Origin of the sequence: Pseudarthrobacter sp. WHRI 8279, assembly GCF_040224115.2 — a bacterium.
Classification (GTDB): domain Bacteria; phylum Actinomycetota; class Actinomycetes; order Actinomycetales; family Micrococcaceae; genus Arthrobacter.
In genome coordinates this window covers 2372397-2393953 of sequence record NZ_CP168162.1, presented here as the reverse complement: position 1 = coordinate 2393953, position 21557 = coordinate 2372397, and the positions used below count along the sequence as shown (strand labels likewise).

At 67.5% G+C, this 21557-nt stretch carries 18 protein-coding genes; 6 read left to right on the top strand and 12 right to left on the bottom strand.

The features are described from left to right. Positions 1-135 precede the first annotated feature (135 nt). The gene (gene pta / locus ABRP28_RS11035) at positions 136-2217 is read left to right on the top strand and encodes a phosphate acetyltransferase (protein ID WP_350002774.1); all 2082 of its coding nucleotides are present in this window, start codon (positions 136-138) and stop codon (positions 2215-2217) included. A gap of 60 nt (positions 2218-2277) precedes the next feature. Here the strand turns inward: pta and ABRP28_RS11030 are convergent, their stop codons facing one another. Beyond that, positions 2278-2577 carry a hypothetical protein gene (locus tag ABRP28_RS11030; RefSeq protein WP_350002773.1) on the bottom strand — a complete coding sequence of 100 codons (300 nt, stop codon included), beginning with the start codon at positions 2575-2577 and terminating at the stop codon, positions 2278-2280. A gap of 136 nt (positions 2578-2713) precedes the next feature. Between ABRP28_RS11030 and ABRP28_RS11025 the strand changes: the two genes are divergently transcribed. Beyond that, complete coding sequence (locus ABRP28_RS11025; protein WP_350002771.1) at positions 2714-3868, top strand: acetate kinase; 1155 nt, start codon at positions 2714-2716, stop codon at positions 3866-3868. Between the two features lie 95 nt (positions 3869-3963). On the opposite strand, the gene ABRP28_RS11020 is transcribed toward ABRP28_RS11025, so the two are convergent. From ABRP28_RS11020 to ABRP28_RS11010, 3 genes are all read right to left on the bottom strand, one after another. After that, positions 3964-5160, bottom strand: coding sequence for an FAD/NAD(P)-binding oxidoreductase (locus ABRP28_RS11020; RefSeq protein ID WP_350002769.1), 1197 nt, complete (start codon positions 5158-5160; stop codon positions 3964-3966). Positions 5161-5164: 4 nt separating this feature from the next. Beyond that, entirely contained in the window at positions 5165-5371 is a 207-nt protein-coding gene (locus ABRP28_RS11015) for a DUF2945 domain-containing protein (protein ID WP_104184611.1), read from the bottom strand. Between the two features lie 146 nt (positions 5372-5517). Beyond that, positions 5518-8118, bottom strand: coding sequence for an AMP-binding protein (locus ABRP28_RS11010; protein ID WP_350002767.1), 2601 nt, complete (start codon positions 8116-8118; stop codon positions 5518-5520). A gap of 186 nt (positions 8119-8304) precedes the next feature. On the opposite strand from ABRP28_RS11010, the gene ABRP28_RS11005 reads away from it, so the two are divergent. Next, on the top strand, positions 8305-8757 hold the full coding sequence (locus ABRP28_RS11005) for an SRPBCC family protein (protein ID WP_350002766.1): 453 nt from the start codon (positions 8305-8307) through the stop codon (positions 8755-8757). 83 nt (positions 8758-8840) lie between these two features. Here the strand turns inward: ABRP28_RS11005 and ABRP28_RS11000 are convergent, their stop codons facing one another. Further along, positions 8841-11072 carry a S9 family peptidase gene (locus ABRP28_RS11000; RefSeq protein ID WP_350002764.1) on the bottom strand — a complete coding sequence of 744 codons (2232 nt, stop codon included), beginning with the start codon at positions 11070-11072 and terminating at the stop codon, positions 8841-8843. Positions 11073-11365: 293 nt separating this feature from the next. Between ABRP28_RS11000 and ABRP28_RS10995 the strand changes: the two genes are divergently transcribed. Next, on the top strand, positions 11366-11557 hold the full coding sequence (locus tag ABRP28_RS10995; protein WP_104184607.1) for a hypothetical protein: 192 nt from the start codon (positions 11366-11368) through the stop codon (positions 11555-11557). A 241-nt stretch (positions 11558-11798) separates the two neighbouring features. After that, positions 11799-12221: an Hsp20/alpha crystallin family protein gene (locus tag ABRP28_RS10990; RefSeq protein ID WP_190613259.1), complete on the top strand. Its 423-nt coding sequence runs from the start codon at positions 11799-11801 to the stop codon at positions 12219-12221. A gap of 219 nt (positions 12222-12440) precedes the next feature. Here ABRP28_RS10990 and ABRP28_RS10985 read toward each other — a convergent pair whose 3' ends face one another. The 6 genes from ABRP28_RS10985 to ABRP28_RS10960 form a co-directional block, all read right to left on the bottom strand. Continuing rightward, positions 12441-13367, bottom strand: coding sequence for an NAD(P)H-hydrate dehydratase (locus tag ABRP28_RS10985; protein WP_350002759.1), 927 nt, complete (start codon positions 13365-13367; stop codon positions 12441-12443). Next, positions 13351-14127 (bottom strand): histidine phosphatase family protein, encoded by a 777-nt coding sequence (locus ABRP28_RS10980; protein WP_231456995.1) that lies wholly within the window; start codon positions 14125-14127, stop codon positions 13351-13353. Before ABRP28_RS10980 ends, ABRP28_RS10985 begins: the two co-directional genes overlap by 17 nt. Before the next feature lie 118 nt (positions 14128-14245). Further along, positions 14246-15946, bottom strand: coding sequence for an alkaline phosphatase D family protein (locus ABRP28_RS10975; RefSeq protein WP_350002757.1), 1701 nt, complete (start codon positions 15944-15946; stop codon positions 14246-14248). 245 nt (positions 15947-16191) lie between these two features. Next, positions 16192-17379 carry an LCP family protein gene (locus tag ABRP28_RS10970; RefSeq protein WP_350002755.1) on the bottom strand — a complete coding sequence of 396 codons (1188 nt, stop codon included), beginning with the start codon at positions 17377-17379 and terminating at the stop codon, positions 16192-16194. Positions 17380-17415: 36 nt separating this feature from the next. Continuing rightward, positions 17416-18570 carry an LCP family protein gene (locus tag ABRP28_RS10965; protein WP_350002753.1) on the bottom strand — a complete coding sequence of 385 codons (1155 nt, stop codon included), beginning with the start codon at positions 18568-18570 and terminating at the stop codon, positions 17416-17418. 100 nt (positions 18571-18670) lie between these two features. After that, positions 18671-19309: a low molecular weight phosphatase family protein gene (locus tag ABRP28_RS10960; RefSeq protein ID WP_350002751.1), complete on the bottom strand. Its 639-nt coding sequence runs from the start codon at positions 19307-19309 to the stop codon at positions 18671-18673. A gap of 238 nt (positions 19310-19547) precedes the next feature. On the opposite strand from ABRP28_RS10960, the gene ABRP28_RS10955 reads away from it, so the two are divergent. Next, positions 19548-20834: an FAD-dependent oxidoreductase gene (locus ABRP28_RS10955; RefSeq protein WP_350002749.1), complete on the top strand. Its 1287-nt coding sequence runs from the start codon at positions 19548-19550 to the stop codon at positions 20832-20834. Between the two features lie 83 nt (positions 20835-20917). Here the strand turns inward: ABRP28_RS10955 and ABRP28_RS10950 are convergent, their stop codons facing one another. Next, positions 20918-21535 carry a DUF305 domain-containing protein gene (locus ABRP28_RS10950; protein WP_350002747.1) on the bottom strand — a complete coding sequence of 206 codons (618 nt, stop codon included), beginning with the start codon at positions 21533-21535 and terminating at the stop codon, positions 20918-20920. Positions 21536-21557: the final 22 nt, after the last annotated feature.

Here is a 21557-nt window from a genome sequence, read left to right as displayed (position 1 = left end):
GTACGTCGGCGGCCCCGCACCTCCCCGCGAGGTGGCACTTGACGGCGGTCCGGCGGCGGACATTGCTGTGAAGTGCCATCTCGCGGGGAGGGAAGTGCAAGGATGGAGGGACACCAGCACAGCAAAGGGCGGACCATGGCCAAAGGCATCTACGTCAGCGCAACCACCCCCGGATCGGGCAAGTCACTTGTGGCCCTGGGTCTGGCGGACACCCTCCACCGGCACGCGGACAGGATCGGCTTCTTCAAGCCCGTGGTCCATGGCCCGGACGCCGCGGCCGATCCCATGGTCGCGCTGATGAAGTCCCGCTTCGCGCTGGAGGACGAGCGCTGCCGCGGCGGCCTCACCCACGAGGAAGTCCGGTCCCTGCTGGCCCAGGGGAACCGGGCCGAGATTGATGCCCGCTGCGTGGAGATCTTTGCCGAGATCTCGCGGCACTGCGATGTGGTGATCGTGGAGGGGACGGACCTGGTGGGCCAGGACTCCGCCGTCGAATTCGACCTCAACGCCCGCCTGGCCAACAACTTGGCCGCCCCCATTGTTGCGGTGGTGGGCGCTAAGGGAAGGACCGTCGCCGAGGCCGCGGCTGCCGTCGAGGTTGCCCGGAAGGAACTCGCCGCCGAGCGGTGCACCCTGCTGGCCATCATGGTGAACCGCGCGGATCCGGAGGACCTGGACGCGATCGCCGCCGCGGTAAAGCCCGGGGCCTCCAAGCGGCCGGTGTACATCCTGCCCGAACTTGAGGCGATCGCGCGGCCCACCACCGGCGAGGTTGCCGCAGCGCTGGGCGTCCGCCAGATCGCCGGGCGGCCGGACATGGAACGCGACGTGAAGGACATCAAGGTGGCTGCCATGAACGTGGGCAACTTCCTGAACGTGCTGGACGACGGTGCCCTGGTGATCGTCCCCGGCGACCGGGCGGACGTGATGGTGGCATGCCTGGCAGCGTCCTTCTCGCCGGAGTTCCCGGTTGCCTCCGCGCTCATCCTCACCGGCGGGCTTGCCCCGGATGCAAACATTTACCCGCTCCTGGCGCAGGCCCCGTTCCCCGTGTTCGCCGCCAGGGAGGACACCTACACCACGGCCCGCCGGGTTTCCGAGGTCCGCAGCGAGATTTGGTCCGGGCACCGCCGCAAGGTGGCGTCGGCCCTGGGCCTCTGGTCCCGCCGGGTGGATGAGACCGAACTGGTGGAGCGGCTGCACCTGCCTCGGGCCGAGAGGATGACCCCGCTGCGCTTCCTGCACGATCTCATTGAACGCGCCAGGTCCCAGCGCCGCCACGTGGTGCTGCCGGAAGGGACCGACGTGCGGATCCTCCGGGCTGCCGAGATCCTGCACCGCCGCGACGTCTGTGACCTCACCGTGCTGGGCCCCGAGTCGGAAGTCCGCGAACTGGCGGCCGCCCGGGGTATCGACCTCTCCGGCATCAACATCGTGGACCCGGCCACCTCGGACCTGCGCCAGAAGTTTGCCGAGAAGTACGCGGAACTGCGGGCGCACAAGGGTGTGGACGTGGCGAAGGCGCTGGAAATCATGCAGGACGTCAGCTACTTCGGCACCATGATGGTCCAGCTCGGCGTGGTGGACGGCATGGTGTCCGGTGCGGCCCACACCACCGCCCACACCATCCGGCCGGCGCTGGAGTTCGTGAAGACGCGCGAAGGCGTGAAGATCGTGTCCTCGGTGTTCCTGATGCTCATGCCGGACCGGGTGCTGGTTTACGGCGACTGCGCCGTGAACCCGGACCCGAACGTTGAGCAGCTGGCGGACATCGCGCTGGCTTCGGCCGAGACCGCGGCGCAGTTCGGGGTGGATCCGCGGGTGGCCATGCTGTCCTACTCAACCGGCGGATCGGGCTCGGGGGAGGCAGTGGACGAAGTGCGGCAGGCCACCGAGCTGGTCCGTGAGCGCCGTCCGGACCTCGCCGTCGAAGGCCCCATCCAGTACGACGCCGCCGTGGACGCCTCCATTGCCGAGTCCAAAATGCCGGGATCCTCGGTGGCTGGGCAGGCCACCGTGTTCATCTTCCCGGACCTCAACACCGGCAACAACACGTACAAGGCGGTGCAGCAGAGCTCCGGGGCGGTGGCCGTCGGTCCGGTCCTGCAGGGGCTGCGGAAGCCGGTCAACGACCTCTCCCGCGGCTGCACCGTTGAGGACATCGTGAACACGGTGGCCATCACGGCCATCCAGGCGCAGGCGCCCGCCACGGCTTAAACGTCCGACGGCGCCACCTGGCCAGGTGCCGCCGTCGTCCTTTGCCTGCGCGGTGAATTGTCAGCTGTTGTCCGGCTTGGCCAGGCTGGCCGGGTCCTCCTGCTTGGCAGGCTCATCGGACAGGCCCTGCGGGGTGAGGTCCAGGTCCTCGGCGTTCTCGGGAGCTTCGGGTGCCTCGCCGGTCTCCCCGGCCTTCAGGGCGCCGGTGTCGTCCAGGGCGGGGTTGGCACCTTCCACGCCCGTGGGGTCCTTCTTCCCGGAACCGGAATCCGAATCCGCCTGGGGGTCCAAGGGCGCCGTGCTGCTGGATCCGGTGTTGGTGGGGTCGTTCTCGTCGATCGAATTCGGCTCGTTCGTCATGGAAGTGTCCTCTCGGGCGTGGTCCAGCTCGTGTTGCCGACTCTAGGCGCCGGTGGCGCCTGTCCGCAAGAAACCCGCGCCCCGGCCCGCCTATAGTGGGGTTTGAACCGCAGAAGCAAGGCTCAGGAGGCCCCACATGCTCGTGCTCGTCATCAACTCCGGCTCGTCCTCGCTCAAGTACCAGGTGCGCGACGTCGCCGCCGGGAGCGTCCTGACCGAGGGGCTGATCGAGAAGATCGGCATGGGCAACGGCGGCGACGGCGACGGCGAGATCGAGGGCCCGCGGGACCACGCCGAGGCGCTGGAGCAGGTGGACGCCGCCATCCACCAGGAACTTGGCGGCCTGGAGCTGGCCGCGGTGGGCCACCGGGTGGTGCACGGCGGGGAGCGCTTCGCGGAGCCTGTACTGATCGACAATGAGATCACCCGCGCCATCGAGCGCCTCAACCCGCTGGCGCCGCTGCACAATCCGGCCAACGTCCTGGGGATCCGTGCCATCACCAAAAAGTGGCCGGACATGCCGCAGGTGGCCGTGTTCGACACCGCCTTCCACCGCACGCTGCCCGAGCACGCCTGGCGCTACGCCGTCCCGGACGAGCTCTACACGAACCACGGCATCCGCCGCTACGGCTTTCACGGCACCTCGCACGAGTACGTGACCCGGCGCGCCGCTGGGCTGCTGGACCTCCCTGTGGAAGAGTTCGACGGCGTGATCGCCCACCTCGGGAACGGCGCCTCGGTCACGGCCATCCGGGGCGGCCACTCGGTGGACACCTCCATGGGCTTCACGCCGCTTGAGGGCCTGGTGATGGGAACCCGCTCGGGCGACCTGGACCCCTCCATCCTGGTGTTCCTGGGCCGGGCCGGCTGGACCCCTGAGGACCTGGACACCATGCTTAACCGCGATTCCGGGCTCAAGGGCCTGGCCGGCAACAACGACATGCGCTCGGTGGTGGAGGCCTCCGAGTCCGGCGACGCCAAGGCCGCCACGGCGCTCGCCGTCACGTCCTACCGGCTGGCCAAGTACATCGGCGGATACCACGTGGCCGTGGGCGGGGCGAAGGCCCTGGTGTTCACCGCCGGCATCGGCGAGAACTCGCACCAGTTCCGTGCGCTGGTGGCGGACCGGCTGGGCGCGCTGGGCGTAGAGCTCGACGCCGGCCTGAACGCCGAGCGGTCCAAGGAACCGCGCGTCATTTCCACGGCGGGCTCCGCCATCCCCGTCCTGGTGGTTCCCACCGACGAGGAGCGCGCCATCGCGGAGGCGACGGCCGCCGTCGTCAGCGGTTAAAATCCGCCCCGGGCAACCAACGCTCTCTCACTTATCGTCGGTTTTCGCGGGACGCTCTCTCACTTGAGGGCGGTTTTCCCGGGACGCTCCTTCACTCACGCCCGGCCCTTGAGGATCAGGTTCCAGTAGACCTGCGGGAAGATGTCCCGGTCCACCACCCAGGACAGCTTGCTCTCGTTCCACGTGGGCACCCGGGGAATGGTGGGCATGGGCCGGTAGCGGTCGTCGAATTCGGCGAACACCACGGTGTCCCGCGACACCGTGAACGGGCACACGGAGTAGCCGTTGTACTTCGCGTGCAGTGGCTTCCCCTTCCGGGCGGAGACCAGGTTCTGGGCCAGCACTTTGGTCTGTTTCCGGAGGGCGCCGCCGGATTTTGAGTTGGTGGTCCCTGCCGCGTCCCCTAGGGACCAGACGTTCGGGAACCGGATGTGGCGGAGCGTCTGGCGGTCCACCTCGACAAACCCGCCGGCGTCCCCGGCGGCAGGCAGGTCCGTGGCCTTGAGCCAGTCCGGTGCCGACTGCGGCGGAACAGCGTTCAGCACGTCGTAGTGGATGGTGTCCTCGGTGCCCGTGGAGATGTCCCGAATTGTGGCGTTCCGGCCCGCCGCGTCCACGGACACCAGTTCACTGTTGGTCCGCAGTTCAATGCCGTACTCGGCGATCTTGCGGTCAAGTTCCCGGTCTATCTCGGGAACCCCGAAAACTGTGGGGTAGGGCTGGACCATCACCACGCGGATCTGGTCCAGCACTCCCTGTTCCCGCCAGTAGTCGCAGGCAAGGTACATGGGCTTCTGGCTGGCGCCGCCGCATTTGATGGGGCCGGCGGGCATGGTGAACACGGCGGTTCCGGACGTGAGACTGCTCAGCAGGGTCCAGGCCTTGGGTGCCAGCTCGAACTCGTAATGCGACGCTCCATGCTGCGAATGCACGGCCTCGGCCATGCCCGGCACGCCGTCCCAGTCGTACTGAAGGCCCGGGCATACCACCAACTGCCCGTAGGACACGGACGAGCCCGAGGCCAGGCTGACGGTGTTCGTGTCCGTGTCCACGTCCACGGCGCCGTCATGAATCCACGTCACGCCCTGGGGCATCACCGACTCCTGGGAGCGGATGGCCTCCTGGGCCTGCGCCCGGCCGCCGGCAATGTGGGAGAACAGCGGCTGGTAGAGGTGGTGGTCCCTGGGCTCGATGACGGCCACGTCCTTGACCCCGTAGCGTTCCAGGCGGGCTGCCAGGGATACGCCGGCGTTGCCCCCGCCGATGATCACCACTTCATGCTGGGCGGCCACGGCGCTACTTCTTTTCGGTCAGGGCGGACGCCTTGTGCGCGGCCCGGGCGCCGGTCTTGGCGGATTCCACAACGTACTGCGGCTCGTCCTCGCTGGCACGGTGCGTGTGTCCGTCCAGCTCGAAGTCGCTGGTCTTCTTCTCAACGATTTTTCCGTGGGTCATGCCCTGCGACGTGTTCCATTCGACGGATGTTCCCTTGCGTAGCGGCATGACTGCTCCTTTGGTGGGGTCCGGGCCGTGGCGGTCTCCGGTGGAAATACGGATGCTCCACAATAGTAAGCACGGTTAGCTTTTCCGGATACTGCCGCGGCCTGAAGGTGGGCGGACGACGGCGGGAGGCGGCCGCCGTCGTCTCCTCACCTCCGTGCCACGTAGCGGGTTGCCGCCCCGGCGGCCCTGTTGCAAAGGGCCCAGTAGGCCACCCCGGCAGCCAGCGAGGCTGCCACGGCCAGGGGAACGCTGATGCCGGTGAGCAGGGGGTAGACCAGCCAGTGGACCAGGTAGATGTGCATCGACGCGCTGGCCAGCAGGACTGCCAGGCGGCTCATGGCGCGGGGCACCGGGAGGGTGGGCAGCCAGGCGAGCATCAGGATCCCGGCCATCACGGTGAGGTCCCGGTAGGGGTTCTCGAAGAACCCCGGGACGGTAAGGACCGTGAGGGCGGTGACCACGCAACGCTGGACAAGGGTGCGGGAGCGGGCCACCGCCCAGCCCAGGGCGAACAGCCACAGGGCCGGAACGGTATGGGGTACGCCCGGCTCCACAAGCTCAAAGCGGGTGAGCAGGCCGGCGCCGAACAGGACCAGCGGGAAGACGAACGGGAAACGGCGTTCAGCACGGTGGAGCCAGGGGACGCTGAGCAGGGCCGTCATTGCCAGCAGGATGTAGACCATCACCTCGATGAACCAGAAATGCCACTGCGTGGTCACCTGCTCCGGGCCGAGGACGGCGTTCAGGAGCACGATGTTCACCAGGCCGTACCGGTCCGTCACCAGGTAGGCGAAGGCTATGAACACCATGCTGGGAACCGCGATCCGGGCCACGCTGGTGAGCTGGCGCCGCAGGCGGGGCAGCCTGTCGCCGGAGAGCTGGAAGCGGGCGAAGTTGAATCCTGCCGCGGCGAACAGCACGTGCGCCATGCCCTGCCAGCTGAACAGGCCGATGTGGGTGCCGGCAATGAGGAAGATCCCCACGGCGCGGAGGACGAGGCTGGTGTCCATCGGGGCCAGCAGCCTGGCCGTCCACGCGCGGCCCGGATTTCCACCGCGGCGCCCGCCCGGATGCCCGCCGGCTTCACTGGCGGGATGCCGCTCCCGGCGCCGGTCGGGCCGCCGTTTGAGGTCCCGGACCGGCGTCACGTGCCAGTCCGGCGGCAGGTGGCCCAGCACCTGCTCCAGCCGGACGGAGGCGGCCACGAAGGACAGCGAGTCGCCGCCGAGCGTAACGAACGTGTCGTCGTCGGCAATGTCCGTCAGTTCCAGCGTGTCCTGGAAGATCCGCCTGACAGTGTCTGGCTGTACAGCGCTGCTGTGCCGGGCCGTTCCGCCGGAAACGTCCACCGCGGGCGGGACCGTTGCGGGGTGTTTTGCTGGCAGGGCAGCCACGGCCGGATAGTCCACTTTGCCCGTGCCCAGGCGGGGGAGCTCCTCCACGGCATGGAGGTCGACGGCGGCCCGCGGCAGTCCCAGCCCCTGGGCGAGGACCTTGGTGAGCAGGTGGGTGTCGTGGTCCCCTTCGACGGCGACGACGAGCCGCTGGTCCGTCCCGGCGCTGGCGGCGACCACGCCGAGGTCGGCGAGGAGGCGTTCCACCTGGCCCAGGTCCACCCGCAGCCCCACGATCTTGACGAACCGGCTCCGCCGTCCCGTCACCTCGTAGAGCCCGGCATTGTTCTTCCGGGCCAGGTCGCCGGTGCGCAGCTCGGTCACCGTGCGGCCCAACGCCAGGTCACCCGGGGCCTCCGCGTAGCCCAGCATCACGTTCGGCCCGGTGTACACCAGTTCGCCGTCTGCAAGTCCCGGGACTGGCTCGAGCCGGAAGGCTCCGCCGGGAACGGGAACACCGATGGCACCGGGATGGTCGGTTGCGAGGTCCGGCGGCAGGTAGGCCATGCGGGCGGTGGCTTCTGTCTGCCCGTACATCACAAAGAGGTCCCAGCCCTGCCGGCGGCCCAGTTCGGCGTAGTGCCGTACGGAGTCAGGGGCCAGCCGGCCGCCGGCCTGGGTGACGTAGCGCAGGCTGGGCAGGTCCAGGTCCGCGAAGCCCACGCGTTCCAGCAGTTCGAAGGTGTACGGGACGGCGGCGAACGCCGTGGCCCCCTCCCGCCGGAACAGCTCCCAGAAGCACGGATCGACGACGGACAGTCCGGTGAGCACCAGGGCTGCACCGCGCAGGAGGTGGCTGTTGATGACGGACAGCCCGTAGCAGTAGGACATGGGCAGCGTAGTGGCGGCGCGGTCGTCCCGGGTGATCTGCAGGTAGGTGGCGATGGATTCGGCATTGGCCTGGAGGTTGGCGTGGGAAAGCCTCACAAGCTTGGGGGAGCCGGTGGACCCTGAGGTGCTCAAGAGCAGGGCAAGGTCCGGATGCAGGGTGTGCCGGGTCCCCGGGCGGCGTTCGTCCAAGACACACTGCCCGTTGGCTGAACGCACCACAACGTCCGGATCGTAGGCGGCCACCAGGGAGTCAAGGGCGGCGGGTTTGTCCTCCGGGAGAAGGATCAGCGGGTGGCCGGAGGCGAGGGCTGCCAGGTACGCGACCACGGACTCCACTTCGTTGGAGGCGGCGAGGGCGACGAGGCGCCGTTCGGTGCCCAGGCTTCGGGCGAAACTGTCCACCCGGTCGGCGAGTTCGCCGTAGGTGAGGGTCAGTCCGTCGGTGATGATGGCAGGCCTGTTGCCGTAGCTCGAAAGATCGGCAGCGAAAGGTACCCGCGCGAAATCAAGCTGCGTGGTCATCCGACGATGGTATTAGCTAAGCCTCACCTAAGTAAAAAGCGCTGTTATAGACCATTGAGTGGAGAAATAATCGGCTGGCCGGCGCCCTCTTGACAGGGCTTGGCGGGCGGTCCACTCTGGCGCTGTGCCTGCCTATCGTGCCGGCAGAGCCGAGCCGGCATCAGGTGCCCTTTGAAGGAGGCTCCAATGCCTGTTGTGGAAGAAAGTGTTGTAGTTGCCCGACCGCCGCAGGAAGTTTTCGACTTCGTGTCGAAGTTCCAGAACGTTGCGGTCTTTGACTCCTCGGTTACCGCCTCGGAACAGGTGGGGGACGGCCCCCTCGGCGTCGGCACCCGCGGCCGCGGCACCAGCAAGGTCATGGGCCGGCAGTTCGACTGGACCGTGGAGGTCATCGAGTTCGATCCGCCCCGGCGCATGGTGTCCCGCTCCGTCGAGGGCAAGCTCGACTTCACCATCACCTTTACCCTTGAAGCGGCCGACGGCGGCACCCGCCTCACCCAGCGGATCGACGCCGCGTCCGGCCTGGGCGGCGTCTTCGGCAAGCTGGCAGACCCGCTCGTTGAGCGTGCCCAGGGCCGCACTGTCCGCGCCAACCTTGAAACGCTGGCCGAGTGGCTGGTGGAGCACCCGCAAACCTAAGGTCCGGCAGGCTGAAGCACCGCCAAAGCAAACGTACGACGGCGGGAAGCGCCCGCCGTCGTACGTTTGCTTTTGTTCCGCCGCTATTTCAGGCCGGCACCCGGGAGCAGCTCCGTGGCGCCGAGGGAATCCGCGATGAACGCATAGTCCCAGGCCCGCTCGCGCCACTGCACGTAGCGGCCGGAGGCACCCCCGTGGCCGCCGTCCATCTCAATCTTCATGACGATCGGCTCTGGGCCGGTGGTCTTGTTGCGCAGCTCCTGCACCCACTTCGCAGGCTCAACATAAAGGACCCGGGTGTCGTTGAAGGACGTGACGGCGGCGATCTTTGGATAGGCGGCCGGGCGCACGTTCTCGTAGGGGGAGTAGGACTTCATGTACTCGTAGACGTGGGGGTCGGTGATGGGGTTGCCCCATTCCTCCCACTCCAGGGCGGACAGCGGCAGCTCCGGATCCAGGATGCTGGTCAGCGGGTCCACGAACGGCACCTGGGCCACGATGACGGCGTACTTCTCGGGTGCCATGTTCGCCACGGCGCCCATCAGCAGGCCGCCGGCCGAACCGCCCAGGGCGGCGATCCTGGCCGGGTCCACCCAGCCCGAGGCCGCCAGCCAGTCGGTGGCGTCCACGAAGTCGGTGAAGGTGTTCTTCTTGGTGAGCTTCTTGCCGTTCTCGTACCAGTGCCGGCCAAGCTCGCCGCCACCGCGGATGTGGGCGATCACGAACACCACGCCGCGGTCCAGCAGCGACAGCCGCGCAATGCCGAAGCCGGGGTCCATGCTCATCTCGTAGGAGCCGTAGCCGTACACCAGGCCTGCCGCGGTCGAATCCTGCTTCACGGCCTTGTGCCGCAGAACGGACAGCGGGATCCGGGTGCCGTCGGCGGCGGTGGCCCATTCGCGGGTGGCCACATAGTCGTCGCCGTCGTAGCCGCCGAGGACCGGGCTTTCCTTCCGCAGCAGCAGCTCTCCCGCCGGCACCTCCGGCGTGGGCAGCACAAAGTCGTAGATGCGCGACGGCGTGAAGTAGGACGTGTAGCCCAGCCGGATCACGGGGGCTTCGTAGTCCGAGCCGCCCACGCCCGCGGTGTAGAGCTCTTCGTCGAAGGCGGGTTCAACAGGTGCCTCCTGCGCCGGGGTACCCAGCCCGTTCAGCCCGATGACCTGCACCCGCTCGATGGTGTCCTTGCGGATGGACACGATGAGGTGCGTGGAGGTGACGCCGGCTCCGTTGACGCGGACGTCATCGGAATGCGCGACGACGGTGGCCCAGTCCTGCTCGGACAGCGGCCTGGAAAGCTCAGCCGGGTCCGCCAGGGAGACCATGGAGTTAATGGCGCCGCGGTTGTGCGTGAGCAGGATGCGTTCGCTGGCGGTGCCGTCCGGGCCGGTGAGCAGGAACGGCTCGGCCTCGTACAGCACCCGCTCGTTGCGGGAAATGACGGTGGTCAGTTCCTGGGCGGGATCGTCAAAGCGGAGCAGGCGCGTCTCGCTGTATTCCGAGCATCCGATGCCCAGCACCAGGTACCGGCGGTCGGAGGAGAGCTCGAAGCCCAGCCACATGGCGGCGTCGTCCTCCTGGTAGATGACGACGTCCTCGGCCACGGGCGTTCCCAGCGTGTGGGCCTTGACCTGGTAGGGGCGCCAGGAGTCGTCCACCACGGTGTAGAAGATCCGGGTGCCGTCCGGGGAGAAAGTGACGCCGTAGAAGATGTTCTCGATGACGTCAGGCAGCAGCTCCCCGGTGCGGAGGTCCTTGATGCGGAGGGTGAAACGCTCATCTCCCGAGTTGTCCACGGCGTAGGCGTAGAGGTTGCCGTCCACAGTCACTGCCGATCCGCCCACGGAGAAGAACGGCTTGCCCTCGGCCTCGACGTTGCCGTCCAGGAGGATTTCCTCGCCCGGAATTTCGACGCCGGGCTGTACTGCCGGCGGAGTCCAGTCGGCGATCTTGTCCTCGGTATCCGCGGCCCTGACGCGGCACTGGATGCCGTACTCCTTGCCCTCGGCCGAGCGGCTGAAGTACCACCAGCCGTCCTTGCGGTGCGGCACGGAGAGGTCGGTTTCCTGGGTGCGGCCCTTGATCTCCTGGAAAATGGCCTCCCGCAGCGGCTCCTGGTGTGCGGTGACGGCTTCCTGGTAAGCGTTCTCGGCCTTCAGGTGCTCCACCACCTCGGCGGATTCCTTGTCCCGCAGCCACTCGTAGTTGTCCACGAAGGTGTCCCCGTGGTGGAGGCGTTCGGACGGGATTTTCTTGGCTGCCGGCGCGGTGGGAACGGCGGTGGCGGCGGAATCCTGCAGCGGCGTCTGGGTCATTCCTTCAATATATAGAGCCGCCCGGACAATTTTGCCGCCGTTCGCTACCGGGGGATTACACCGCCAAACCCGTCTCCTCCCACCCCCGGACGCTCTCTCACTTGACGTCGGTTTTCCCCGGACGCTCTCTCACCCGACCGCACAAGAAGACCGGGGCGGCCGATGGCAGGAGGTTCCGGTGGCAGAGAGGGAATGGCAACGCGAAGGCAACCGGCGGCGCCTAGTGGGCTTGAGGTGGCAGGCGTATCCTGTTCACGCCAAGGCACATCCGCCCAGCGTGAGAGGGGAAGTTCATGACCATCCCGCCAGTGCACGAGCCCGAGCCGTTCCCGCCGGAACCGGGCCCCACCCAGCCTGATCCAGCCCATCCCGGGCACCCCGGCCCGCCGGCGCCCAATCCGTTCCCTGCCCCCGAACCTCCAGGGCCCCTGCCTGTGCCGGACCCGGGACCCGCTCCGCTGCGGCCGGACCCCACCCGGGACTAGGCCGGCACCGGGGAACGTCGCCAAATTCCAACCCAACAGTCTCTCCGAAGGGGCCTTCCGCACAAAGCGGAGGGCCCCTTTTCCGCATTCCTGCGCGCGTCACACCAGCCAAAAAAAGGGTAAGAAATATCCCGCGAGACGCTTGCGGACCTGCCTCTCCAGTGATAAAAAATCTGTATCAGCCAATACAGATCGGCTGAAATCAAAAAGTGTTGGACCGTCTCTTACGAGGAGGGAAGCCATGTTGATGCGAACCGATCCGTTCCGCGAGCTGGACAGGCTGGCCCAGCAGGTCCTCGGCACCGCAGCGCGTCCGGCAGCAATGCCGATGGACGCATGGCGTGAGGACCAGGAATTTGTAGTCGCCTTTGATCTGCCCGGCGTCGATGTGGATTCAGTGGACCTGGATGTGGAACGGAACGTCCTCACGGTCAAGGCCGAGCGGCCTGATCCTGCGGGCAAGGACACCGAGTTGATCGCCTCCGAGCGGCCGCGCGGCGTGTTCAGCCGCCAGCTGATCCTCGGGGACACCCTGGATGCTGAGAAGGTTAAGGCTACGTACGACGCCGGTGTCCTGACGCTGCGGATTCCTGTCGCCGAAAAGGCCAAGCCGCGGAAGATCGAAATTGAGACGAAGGGGGCAAAGCAGGAAATCGCCGCCTAGTTTCAACACAGGATCGGGACGTCGGGCACTGATTGTGTACTGCCTCTTAGGGCGGATGGCCATTCTGAGCACGCCACAGCGCTTCTCGCGCATCGGCAGGTTGCGCCTGGACTTCCCGATACGGTGGCCCCCGGCTTCGGCCGGGGGTCGTCCCATGCCCGGACTCCTAGGCCCGGCCTCTTAGGCCCGTGGCCCGGCGCCCGTGGCCCGGCCCCGGAATCAGGTGTTCAGTTCCAGCATCAGGGCAGGCAGCTCGTCGGCCAGTTCGCGGGCCAGGAATCCCAAGGGTCCCAGCCTGCTGGCAAGCCGGTCAGCGGCAGCCGCGTGAAGATGCGTTCCCCAGCAGGCAGCCTGCGGGCCCGTGGTTCCACGGGCGCGCAGGCCGGTGATGGCACCCGCCAGAACATCCCCGCTGCCGGATGTGCCCAGCCCGCCGTAGCCGGTGGTGATCTTCCAGAGCTCTGATCCCTCGGGCACATCTAAACCGGACGGGCGGGCAATGAGCCCCTGGCAGCTCACCACGGCCTGGTACCTGTCGGAAATTTCCGCAACATCCGCCGGCAGGTCCTTCAGGTCCCGCCCCAGCAGGATCTCCGCCTCCTTTGGATTGGGAGTCAGGATCAGGCGGCCCTTCCACGGGCCGAACCGGTCCGCCACGTTTACCAGTGCACCCAATGCATAGGCATCGAGGACGACGGCGGGACCTCCGCCGTCGTTCTTCTCCCCGGCGCCTTCCTCCCGCTCCAGCAGGGCACGGAGCAGGTCCTCGGCGAGGTCCGGATCGTCCAGGCCCGGGCCCACAAGGATGGCGTCGGCGTTGTCGAGGTACGAGGAGATCCGGTCCAGTCCCTGGCCTGTCACGGACCCGCTGGACGTTTCCGCCAGTCCCATCGCCCCGCACTCAGGCAGCGCCACACCCAGCTGGACCGCCACGGATTCCGCCACCGCAAGGCTCAGCTTCCCGGCCCCGGCGCGCAGTGCTGCCGCACCGGCGAGCAGCGCCGCCCCCGGCGTGGCCCGCGCGCCGCCGATCACCAGGACCGAGCCGCGCGAATACTTGTCCTCCCCGGGTGCAGGCAGCGGCCAGTCGCGCAGCAGCGACGGCGTTACAAGGGTGGGCGAACCGGAATCACTTCGGGTGGACACTGGAATCCCCTCCGTGTTCGGTGACCGCAACGCCCTGTTCGGTCAGGTGGTCCGCCACGTTGAAGCTCTCCAGCGTCCACGGGCCTTCGCCGGCAGGCCGCACGAACCGGGTGATGGAGGCATTGAGTACGGAGGTGCTGGCGGCCAGGTCCAGGAGCTCCTTCTCGGTCATTCCCTCCAGCACGTACCGGAACAGCATGATCAGGGCGTCGTGGCACACCAGCATCACCCGGTGCCCGCTGCCGAGGTTGTTCAGTTCGTCCAGGACGGAGCGCAGCCGGAGCGCCACGTCCGCCCAGGATTCCCCGCCCGGCGGCCGGTAGTACATCTTGCCCAGCCACTCGCGGCGCTCGGCCTCTTCCGGGTAGCGCTTTTCCACGCCGAGCCGGGTCAGCCTGTCCAGGATGCCCAGTTCGCGGTCCCGGAGCCGCTCATCCAGTTGGACCTTCACCGGCCAGCCGGCAGCCTCCACAGCGATCTCGGCGGTCTGGAAGGCCCGCGCGTAGGGGGAGGAGACCACGGCGTCCGGCCGGAACTCCTCGGCGATCCGGGCCAGTGCCGCGCCGAGGGCCTTGGCCTGGTCCTGGCCGGTGCCCGAGAGGTTCACGTCGGCGTCCCGGGCAGGCACGGCGATGACTTCCGCCCCGGCCATCCGCGCATCGGTGGCAGCCACGTTCCCTTCGCTTTCACCGTGGCGGATCAGCAGCAGCTCCACCGCCCCGGCTTCCTGCACAGCTTCTGTCAGTCCGTCGTCTTTCACAAAGAATCACTCCGTCCGCGTGCCTTGCCGAATGCAGGAACACTACCAGCGGCGTACCCATGGGCCGGGGAAAATAACGGACGACGGCGGCTGGCGGCAGTGCGGCGACGCGACAGCCCTACCGCTCCGGCGTCAGCACCTTCGAGAACACCGTGGCGCCATTGGCGTTCCGCAGGCTCACCGTGAAAGTGTCGGAATCCAGCTGGACGTGTCCGAAGAACTGGTTCTCGCCGTCGCGCGGTGACTCCCCGGGGAAGCGCCCGGCCTTCGAGAACACCACCTCGGGGCCAAACGTCCCATCCATGGCGTTCGGGCCGAAAGATCCCGCGGCAATGGGGCCGGCCACGAACTCCCAGAACGGGTCGAAGTCGGTGAACGCCGCCCGCTCGGGGGAGTAGTGGTGAGCCGCGCAGTAATGCACGTCCGCGGTCAGCCACACCACGTTCTTCACCCGGTTGCGCTTGAAGGCGCTCAGCACCCCGGCAATTTCGAGCTCGCGGCCCAGCGGTGCGCCGGGATCGCGGTTGGCCAGGCTCTCCTGGTTCACGGCGCCGTCGGGCACGATGATCCCGAGCGGCAGGTCCGCTGCGATCACCTTCCACGTCGCCTTCGACTTCGAGACCTCGCGGATCAGCCAGTCCACCTGCTCCTGGCCCAGGAGGGCAGTGGCGTAAGGCTCCTTGCCGTCCGTGTTCGGGGACTTGAAGGTGCGCATGTCCAGGCAGAAGATGTCCAGCTGGGGGCCGCGGGAGATCTTGCGGTAGATGCGGGCGGGCTGGTACTGGCCGGCGTCGTCGAACGTTCCCGGCCGCCACAGCGCGGCGGACTCGGCGATGGGCATGTTCTCCTGCCACGCCTGCCGGCCGCGGGCGGCGAGGGTATTGACGTCGCGCACGGTGTAGCGGGGGTCCTCCAGGATTTCGCCGGGATACCAGTTGTTGGTGGTCTCGTGGTCGTCCCAGTTGGCGATCACCGGGACGTCGGCGAACATGGCTCGCATGTTGGCGTCCATCGAGTTGTAGCGGTGCCGGCCGCGGAACTCCGTGAGGGTTTCGGCCACCTTGGACACCTCCTCGGTGACCAGGTTCCGCCACACCTGCCCGTCCTTCTCAACCACCGTTTCAGTGAGCGGACCGTCCGCATACACGGTGTCTCCCGAGTGGATAAAGAAGTCCGGCCGCGTCTGGTGCATGGCCCGGTAGCCGCGCATACCGCCGATCTCCTCATTGATGCCCCAGCCCTGCCCGGCCGTGTCACCGGTCCATACAAAACTTTGGGCGGACGACGACGGCGCGTCGCCTCCGTTGCTTGAGTCGCCGGTGCGGCCCCGGCCGTTGTACGTCCCGGCGTCCGGAGCCGTGCGGAAGGTGCCGCGCACGCTCTCACCGGACGCGCCGCCGTCGTCCTCGAAGCTGATCTCCAGCGCAAAGCGGGTGTTGGAAGGCAGGTTGCCGGCGTGGATCTTGGCCGTGAAGTCGGACGCCGGGGTGGCACGCGGTCCCCGCAGGACGCGCTCGAAGGCGCCGCGCCCGCGCAACACCGCGCCGCCGTCGTTCACTGCCCGCAGGACCGCCGTCATCCGCCCGGCCCCCGAAGCGCGCGACCACAGCACCGCCGAGTCCGACGTAACGTCTCCGGTGGCGATGCCGCTGGGCAGCGTGAGCCGATTCCGGACCAGCGCAACCCCTCCTGTGTTGCGCGGGGCAGCCTGGACGGGGCCGGCCTGCGCTGCGGCGGGCACGGCGGCCAGCGCGGCGGCGAGGACGGATCCCCTGACGATGGTGCGGCGCGATACGTCGGCCGATGGAGTGGAAGTCATGCCCCTCAGGCTGCCGCCGCCGGGCGCACGGACGCTGGCCCGCGGGTGAACACGGGATGATTCGGTGATGAACAGCGGGAGGGCTGTGGCCAGGACGCCTGTTTTCGATGCTCCAATTCTTTGACGACGCGCAGGATCGCCGGCGCACCGGACATTTCACCCGCGCCAGCGAATGTGCGCGTCGCCCGCCACTATCCTGGTCGCCAGCGTCTACGCCGATGTGTCCGCGCTGACCCCCGGCCGGCTTACGGAACCGCGAACTCGCCGATCCGCCCCTCCCGCAGCGCCGCGCCAACAGCCGCGATGCCGCCGTAGTCCGGGAACAGCACGGACTGGCCTGCCACGAACCCGGCTCCGGCGGTGGGCAGCGTCATGGTGCCGATGGCGTTGGTGTCCAGGTTCCGCAGGCTGTAGGCCAGGATGGCGGCCTGGACTGGGTCGAAGCCCTTGTTCACGGTGAGGCAGCAGGAAGCGAAGTCCACCAGCCCGCGGACGGCATTGACATCGTTCAGGCCCCCGCCCGAGGTCAGCCGGGCCAGGACCGCCTTGAGCAGGATCTGCTGGTTGCGGACCCGCTGGAAGTCGCCGTCCGCGAAGGCGTACCGCTCCCGGGAAAACTCCAGCGCCGCCTGTCCGTCCAAGTGGTTCACGCCGGGGCCGAAGACGTGGCCGGTGTCATGCGTGGACTGGAAGGGAATGGGGACGTTGACGTCGATCCCGCCCAGCCCGTCCACCAGGACTTTGAGGCCGCCGAAGTCCAGCATCAGGGTGTGGTCGATGGTGATCCCGAGCAGCTGCTGCACCGTCTGGGTAGTCATATCGATCCCGCCGTACTGCAGCCCGGCGTTGATCTTTCCGCCGCCGAAGCCCGGGATGTCCACCCAGGTATCCCTGTTGATGGACACGATGTACAGGGTCCTGCGGTCGGCCGGGACGTGCACCACCATCAGGGTGTCCGAACGGTGGTCCATCGCTTCGCCGGTTGCTGCCGTGTGCGCCGCCGCGTCCTTCGCAACGCCGCGCATGTCACTGCCGATCACCAGCACGTTCATGGGCACAGCAGGCAGATCCGGGATGGGCTCCGGAGGCGGCGGGGGAGCCGGGGCCGGGGGAGGTGTTGCTGAAGGTGTCTCCGACGGCGAGGGGGACGGGGTCTCCGACGGCGAGGGCGACGGCGTTTCACTTTGCGTTGCGGCGGGCTGTGCCTCGGTGCCGGGCCGGTTGAGGCTGATGACGGCGACGGCGGCCACCGCCACCAGGACGAACGCCAGCAGCGCTGCGATCCACCGCCGCCGGCCGTGCGCCACCCAGCTGCCGCCGTGCGGACCGGACGCAGGGGGATCGGTTGGGCCTGTGCCTCCGGCCCCGGACGAACCGGCCCCGGACGAACCAGGACCCGGACCGGAGGAATCAGGACCGCCAGGTGTGCTCACGATGTCTCACCTCATTGTGGGTAGGTGGGATCAGTGTCAGCCCGCAAGGCCCCTGCTGGCTACAAACTTGTCCAAACTGTCATCTGCCAGCGCCCTTGAGAGCCCCGCAATGGCGTTGCGGTCCGGGATCACGATCGACTGTCCGTCCGCCGACGTTCCCGTTCCGAGGGTTGGGAGGGTGAACATTTCCATGTCGTCGGACCGGACGTTCCGGAGCTCCAGCCCCAGCCGTGCCAGGGTTCCGGCGTTCAGGCCGCTGTCCGCGCTAACGAACGGGGCCATGGAGCTGATGACGTTGTGGACCTTCACAGGATTCAGGAGCGTGTCCCGGCTGAGGTTCTTGGCCAGCAGCGCCTGCAGGAAGGCCTGCTGGTTGCGCACCCGCTGGTAGTCGCCGTCTGCGTAGGCGTAGCGCTCGCGGACGAAGTCAAGGGCGCCCTTGCCGTCCAGGACCGTGGGGCCCTTGGCGTACTTCTTGCTGCTGTGCGGCGACACGAACGGCTGCGTGACGTTCACTTCCACCCCGCCCAGGGCATCGGTCATGCCCACAAAGCCCTCGAAGTCGATCATGGCCACATGGTCGATGCGCTGGTTGAACAATGACTCGACCGTCTGCACCATCAGCGGGACGCCGCCGTACGCGAGGGCTGCGTTGATCTTGGCCTGGCCATTGCCCGGAATGTCCACCCACAGGTCCCGCATGAGTGAGACGGTGAAGATCTTGGACCTGTCCGCAGGAACGTGCACCAGCATGAGGGTGTCGGCGCGCTGGTTGGAGTTGCCGCCGGACAGCGCTTCCTCCGTTGTGGCGCCGCGGCTGTCGCTGCCCATCACCAGGATGTTCAGCATGCCGTCGGCCACGGCATTTTGGCTGCCCTCCGCCGTTCCGCCGCCGGTCTGGCTTCCGCCCGACCCCCCGGCGTCACCCGGTGCTGCTTCTCCCGCGGCCGCGCCCGGCTGCTGGCGCTGGGGCCGGGTGGATTCCGCCGGCCAGGGAGAGTCGATGGTGGTGATCTCGGACTCGTAGATCTGTCCCAGGCTGTACAGGTAGGCCCCGGCGGAGGCAGGAATGATGATTGCCACGGCCAGGAGCACCAGCAGGATGGTCCGCAACGGGTGGCGCCTGCGGCGTTTGGCCGGCTCGGACGCGTCGGCTGGCTGGGTGCTTGGATCGTGCAGCTGGATGCCCATTTGGGAAAATTAGCATCGGCAAATTTTCGTTACATCGGGGGAATCCGCAGAAAAACCACAGAGAAAACCACAGGTTGGAATGACGACGGCGGAGGCCGGCTCAGGCGGGAACGTTAAGTCGGGCATGGCGGAGGATGGAGACGATGGCCGGAGCCAGTTCGTCTTCCATCTGCCGGTACACCTCGGGCGAGCGCCGGTAGGGGTCGATGATGTCGTTATCCCCTGCGTTGGGCGGCAGGGACAAGTGCCGGACCCCCGCGGCGCGCGCTGCCAGGCTCTTCCAGAAGGCGGCGTTGGCAGCCAGCCGGTCGCCGTCGTCGGACGCTCCTGCAGGAGGTGTGCCCCCGTCCATTGCTGCCGCGCGCTCGTCCAGGACGTCGAGCATGCGGGCAAACTCGCGGATGGTGAAGGTCCGCTTGAGGAGCGAGGCGTCCAGCTGGAGCACTTCGCCGCGATGTGCCGTGGTCATGGTGAGCACCAGGTCCACGCCGCGCAGGATGGCCGGGGTCAGCTGGCGGGCCGCGAAGTTGTCCGGGTCCCCGCCAAAGGTGCGCACGATGTCAGCTGAGATGGGCTGCATGGGCTCACCCACCATGGCACGCGTCCCCGCGCTGGCAACCACGAAACCGCCCGGCACCGCCTGGTTCAGGCCTGCCTGCAGCAGCCTCTCGGCCACCGGCGAGCGGCAGATGTTGCCGGTGCAGACGGTGAGGATTCGTACTGGTGCGGATGTGTCCAAGGGGATTTTCTCTTTCCAGCCGGTGCGCGGACCGTCCGGCCCGCACGTTTCAACTTAACACGCAACACCCCCACGCTCTCTCACTTAACGCTGCTTTTCCCGTGACGCTCTCTCACTTGACGTTGCTTTTGACGTGACGCTCTCTCACCAGACGTCGGCGAAACCGGTGCGCGTCACTACCATTCCAGCGGCACTGCGGCCACCATTGAGGCAGGCACCGATGCGGAGGAGTGGCACCATGAGCCCAGGAGACCAGCCCGGACGCGACTGCGTGATTGCCGGCGGCGGCCCGGCCGGCATGGTGCTCGGCTACCTGCTCGCGCGCGCCGGCCTGAAAGTCACCGTGCTGGAGAAGCACGCAGACTTCCTGCGCGACTTCCGCGGCGACACGGTGCATCCTTCCACCGTGACCCTGCTCGGCGAGCTCGGGCTGCGTGAAAAATTCCTGCAACTGCCCCTCACACGGTTGCCCACCCTGGACGCCGTGGTGGAAGGGCAGCGCATCACCATGGCTGACTTCCGCAGCCTCGGGGGCCCGGACAACTTCCTGGTCCTGGCGCCGCAGTGGGACTTCCTGAACTTCCTGGCGCGCGAGGCCGCGGCGTTCCCCACGTTCGAGCTGCTTATGAACTCAGGGGCCACTGGACTGATCATTGAGCAGGACCAGGTGCGGGGCGTGCGGATTGAAACGCCCGACGGCGGACGGGAGGTCCGTGCCACGCTGACCGTCGCAGCCGACGGGCGGGCGTCGGTGCTGCGGGCTGCGGCCGGGCTGGTACCTGATGAATTCGGTGTGCCCATCGATGTGCTGTGGTTCAACCTTCCCAAACCGCCATCGCCGCCGCCCGTAACCCTCGGGTATATCTCCTCCCGCGGGATGGTCCTCACGCTTGACCGGGGCGACAGGTACCAGTCGGGCATGGCCATCCGAAAAGGAGGTCTGGACGAGCTGCGCGGAGCAGGGCTGGACGCCTTCCGTGAACGGCTTGCGCGCGCAGCTCCCGTGCTCCAGCCGGTGGTGGGCACCCTGCAGGACTGGGGCCAGGTCAAACTCCTCTCCGTCCAGATCAACCGGCTGCGGCGCTGGTACCGGCCCGGGTTCATGGCGATCGGCGATGCCGCCCACGCAATGTCACCGGTGTTCGGCGTGGGCGTGAACTTCGCCATCCAGGACGCGGTAGCGCTGTTCAACGCCATCTCCGGGGACCTGGCTGCCGGTGCGGTTCCGGTGGAGAAACTCGCAGCGGTGCAGCGGCGCCGCGAGCTGCCGGTGAAGGTTATGCAGCTGATCCAGCGCAACGGTCACAAGGCCATCTCCAGGGCAGCCACGGGCCGCCGCTTCGCACCGGGTTGGGTGGTTGCGCTGATCCGTCTCGCCTCGCCGCTGCTGCGCCGCTTCACCGCACGTTTCATCGGCGTCGGAATCCGCCCCGAGCACGTGAAACCGGCGGCACCTGCCTCCATGCGATCCAAGCCTCGGCCTGACGGCCAGACGGACGCTCTCCCACCTTCCCAAGGAAAGTGAAAGAGCGTCCGGGGAGAACCGACGTTAAGTGAGAGAGCGTCCGGGGAGAACCGACGTTAAGTGAGAGAGCGTCCGGGGGAGGGTTAGAGCCCGGCCAGCATCTCCTTCATCTCGGCGATCTCCGCCTCCTGGGCGGTGATGATGTCGCGGGCGAGCTGGATGCTTTCGGGGTGCTTGCCGGCGCCGATCTCCTGCTGCGCCATGTCCACGGCGCCTTCATGGTGTCCGATCATGTGCTCCAGGAAGAGCCGGACGGCGTTCATTCCCTGCGCATCCTTGAGCTTCTCCATGCCCTCCGAATCGACCATGCCGGTCATGCCGTGGCCGGAGTGGTCGGACATCATGGCGGGCACGTTCCAGCCCTCGAGCCACCCGGTCATGGTTTCGATCTCAGGAGCCTGCGCGTCCTTGATCTTGGTGGCCAGGGCGGTGACGTCCGCGGGCATGTCCGGTTTCGCCAGGATCATGTCGCTCATCTCAACGGCCTGCGCGTGGTGCGGGATCATCATCTGGGAAAAGGCGATGTCCGCCGGATTATGGTTGGCGCTTGCATCCGGCATCATGCTGGCAGCGGGGCCGGAGCTGTGGTTCATGGGCATGGTGCTTCCGCCGGTGCTGCCGGAATCGGCGGCGCATCCGGCCAGGCCGAGCGAGGCTGCCAGCGCAGCGGCGACGGACAGGGTTTTGATCGTGCTGTTCATTCTTGATGGTCCTTCAGGGAAG

Coding starts and splice junctions, on each gene's coding strand:
- pta (WP_350002774.1), top strand. CDS start 136: ATGGCCAAAGGCATCTACGTCAGCGCAACCACCCCCGGATCGGGCAAG.
- ABRP28_RS11030 (WP_350002773.1), bottom strand. CDS start 2,577: ATGACGAACGAGCCGAATTCGATCGACGAGAACGACCCCACCAACACC.
- ABRP28_RS11025 (WP_350002771.1), top strand. CDS start 2,714: ATGCTCGTGCTCGTCATCAACTCCGGCTCGTCCTCGCTCAAGTACCAG.
- ABRP28_RS11015 (WP_104184611.1), bottom strand. CDS start 5,371: ATGCCGCTACGCAAGGGAACATCCGTCGAATGGAACACGTCGCAGGGC.
- ABRP28_RS11010 (WP_350002767.1), bottom strand. CDS start 8,118: ATGACCACGCAGCTTGATTTCGCGCGGGTACCTTTCGCTGCCGATCTT.
- ABRP28_RS11005 (WP_350002766.1), top strand. CDS start 8,305: ATGCCTGTTGTGGAAGAAAGTGTTGTAGTTGCCCGACCGCCGCAGGAA.
- ABRP28_RS11000 (WP_350002764.1), bottom strand. CDS start 11,072: ATGACCCAGACGCCGCTGCAGGATTCCGCCGCCACCGCCGTTCCCACC.
- ABRP28_RS10995 (WP_104184607.1), top strand. CDS start 11,366: ATGACCATCCCGCCAGTGCACGAGCCCGAGCCGTTCCCGCCGGAACCG.
- ABRP28_RS10990 (WP_190613259.1), top strand. CDS start 11,799: ATGTTGATGCGAACCGATCCGTTCCGCGAGCTGGACAGGCTGGCCCAG.
- ABRP28_RS10975 (WP_350002757.1), bottom strand. CDS start 15,946: ATGACTTCCACTCCATCGGCCGACGTATCGCGCCGCACCATCGTCAGG.
- ABRP28_RS10965 (WP_350002753.1), bottom strand. CDS start 18,570: ATGGGCATCCAGCTGCACGATCCAAGCACCCAGCCAGCCGACGCGTCC.
- ABRP28_RS10955 (WP_350002749.1), top strand. CDS start 19,548: ATGAGCCCAGGAGACCAGCCCGGACGCGACTGCGTGATTGCCGGCGGC.
- ABRP28_RS10950 (WP_350002747.1), bottom strand. CDS start 21,535: ATGAACAGCACGATCAAAACCCTGTCCGTCGCCGCTGCGCTGGCAGCC.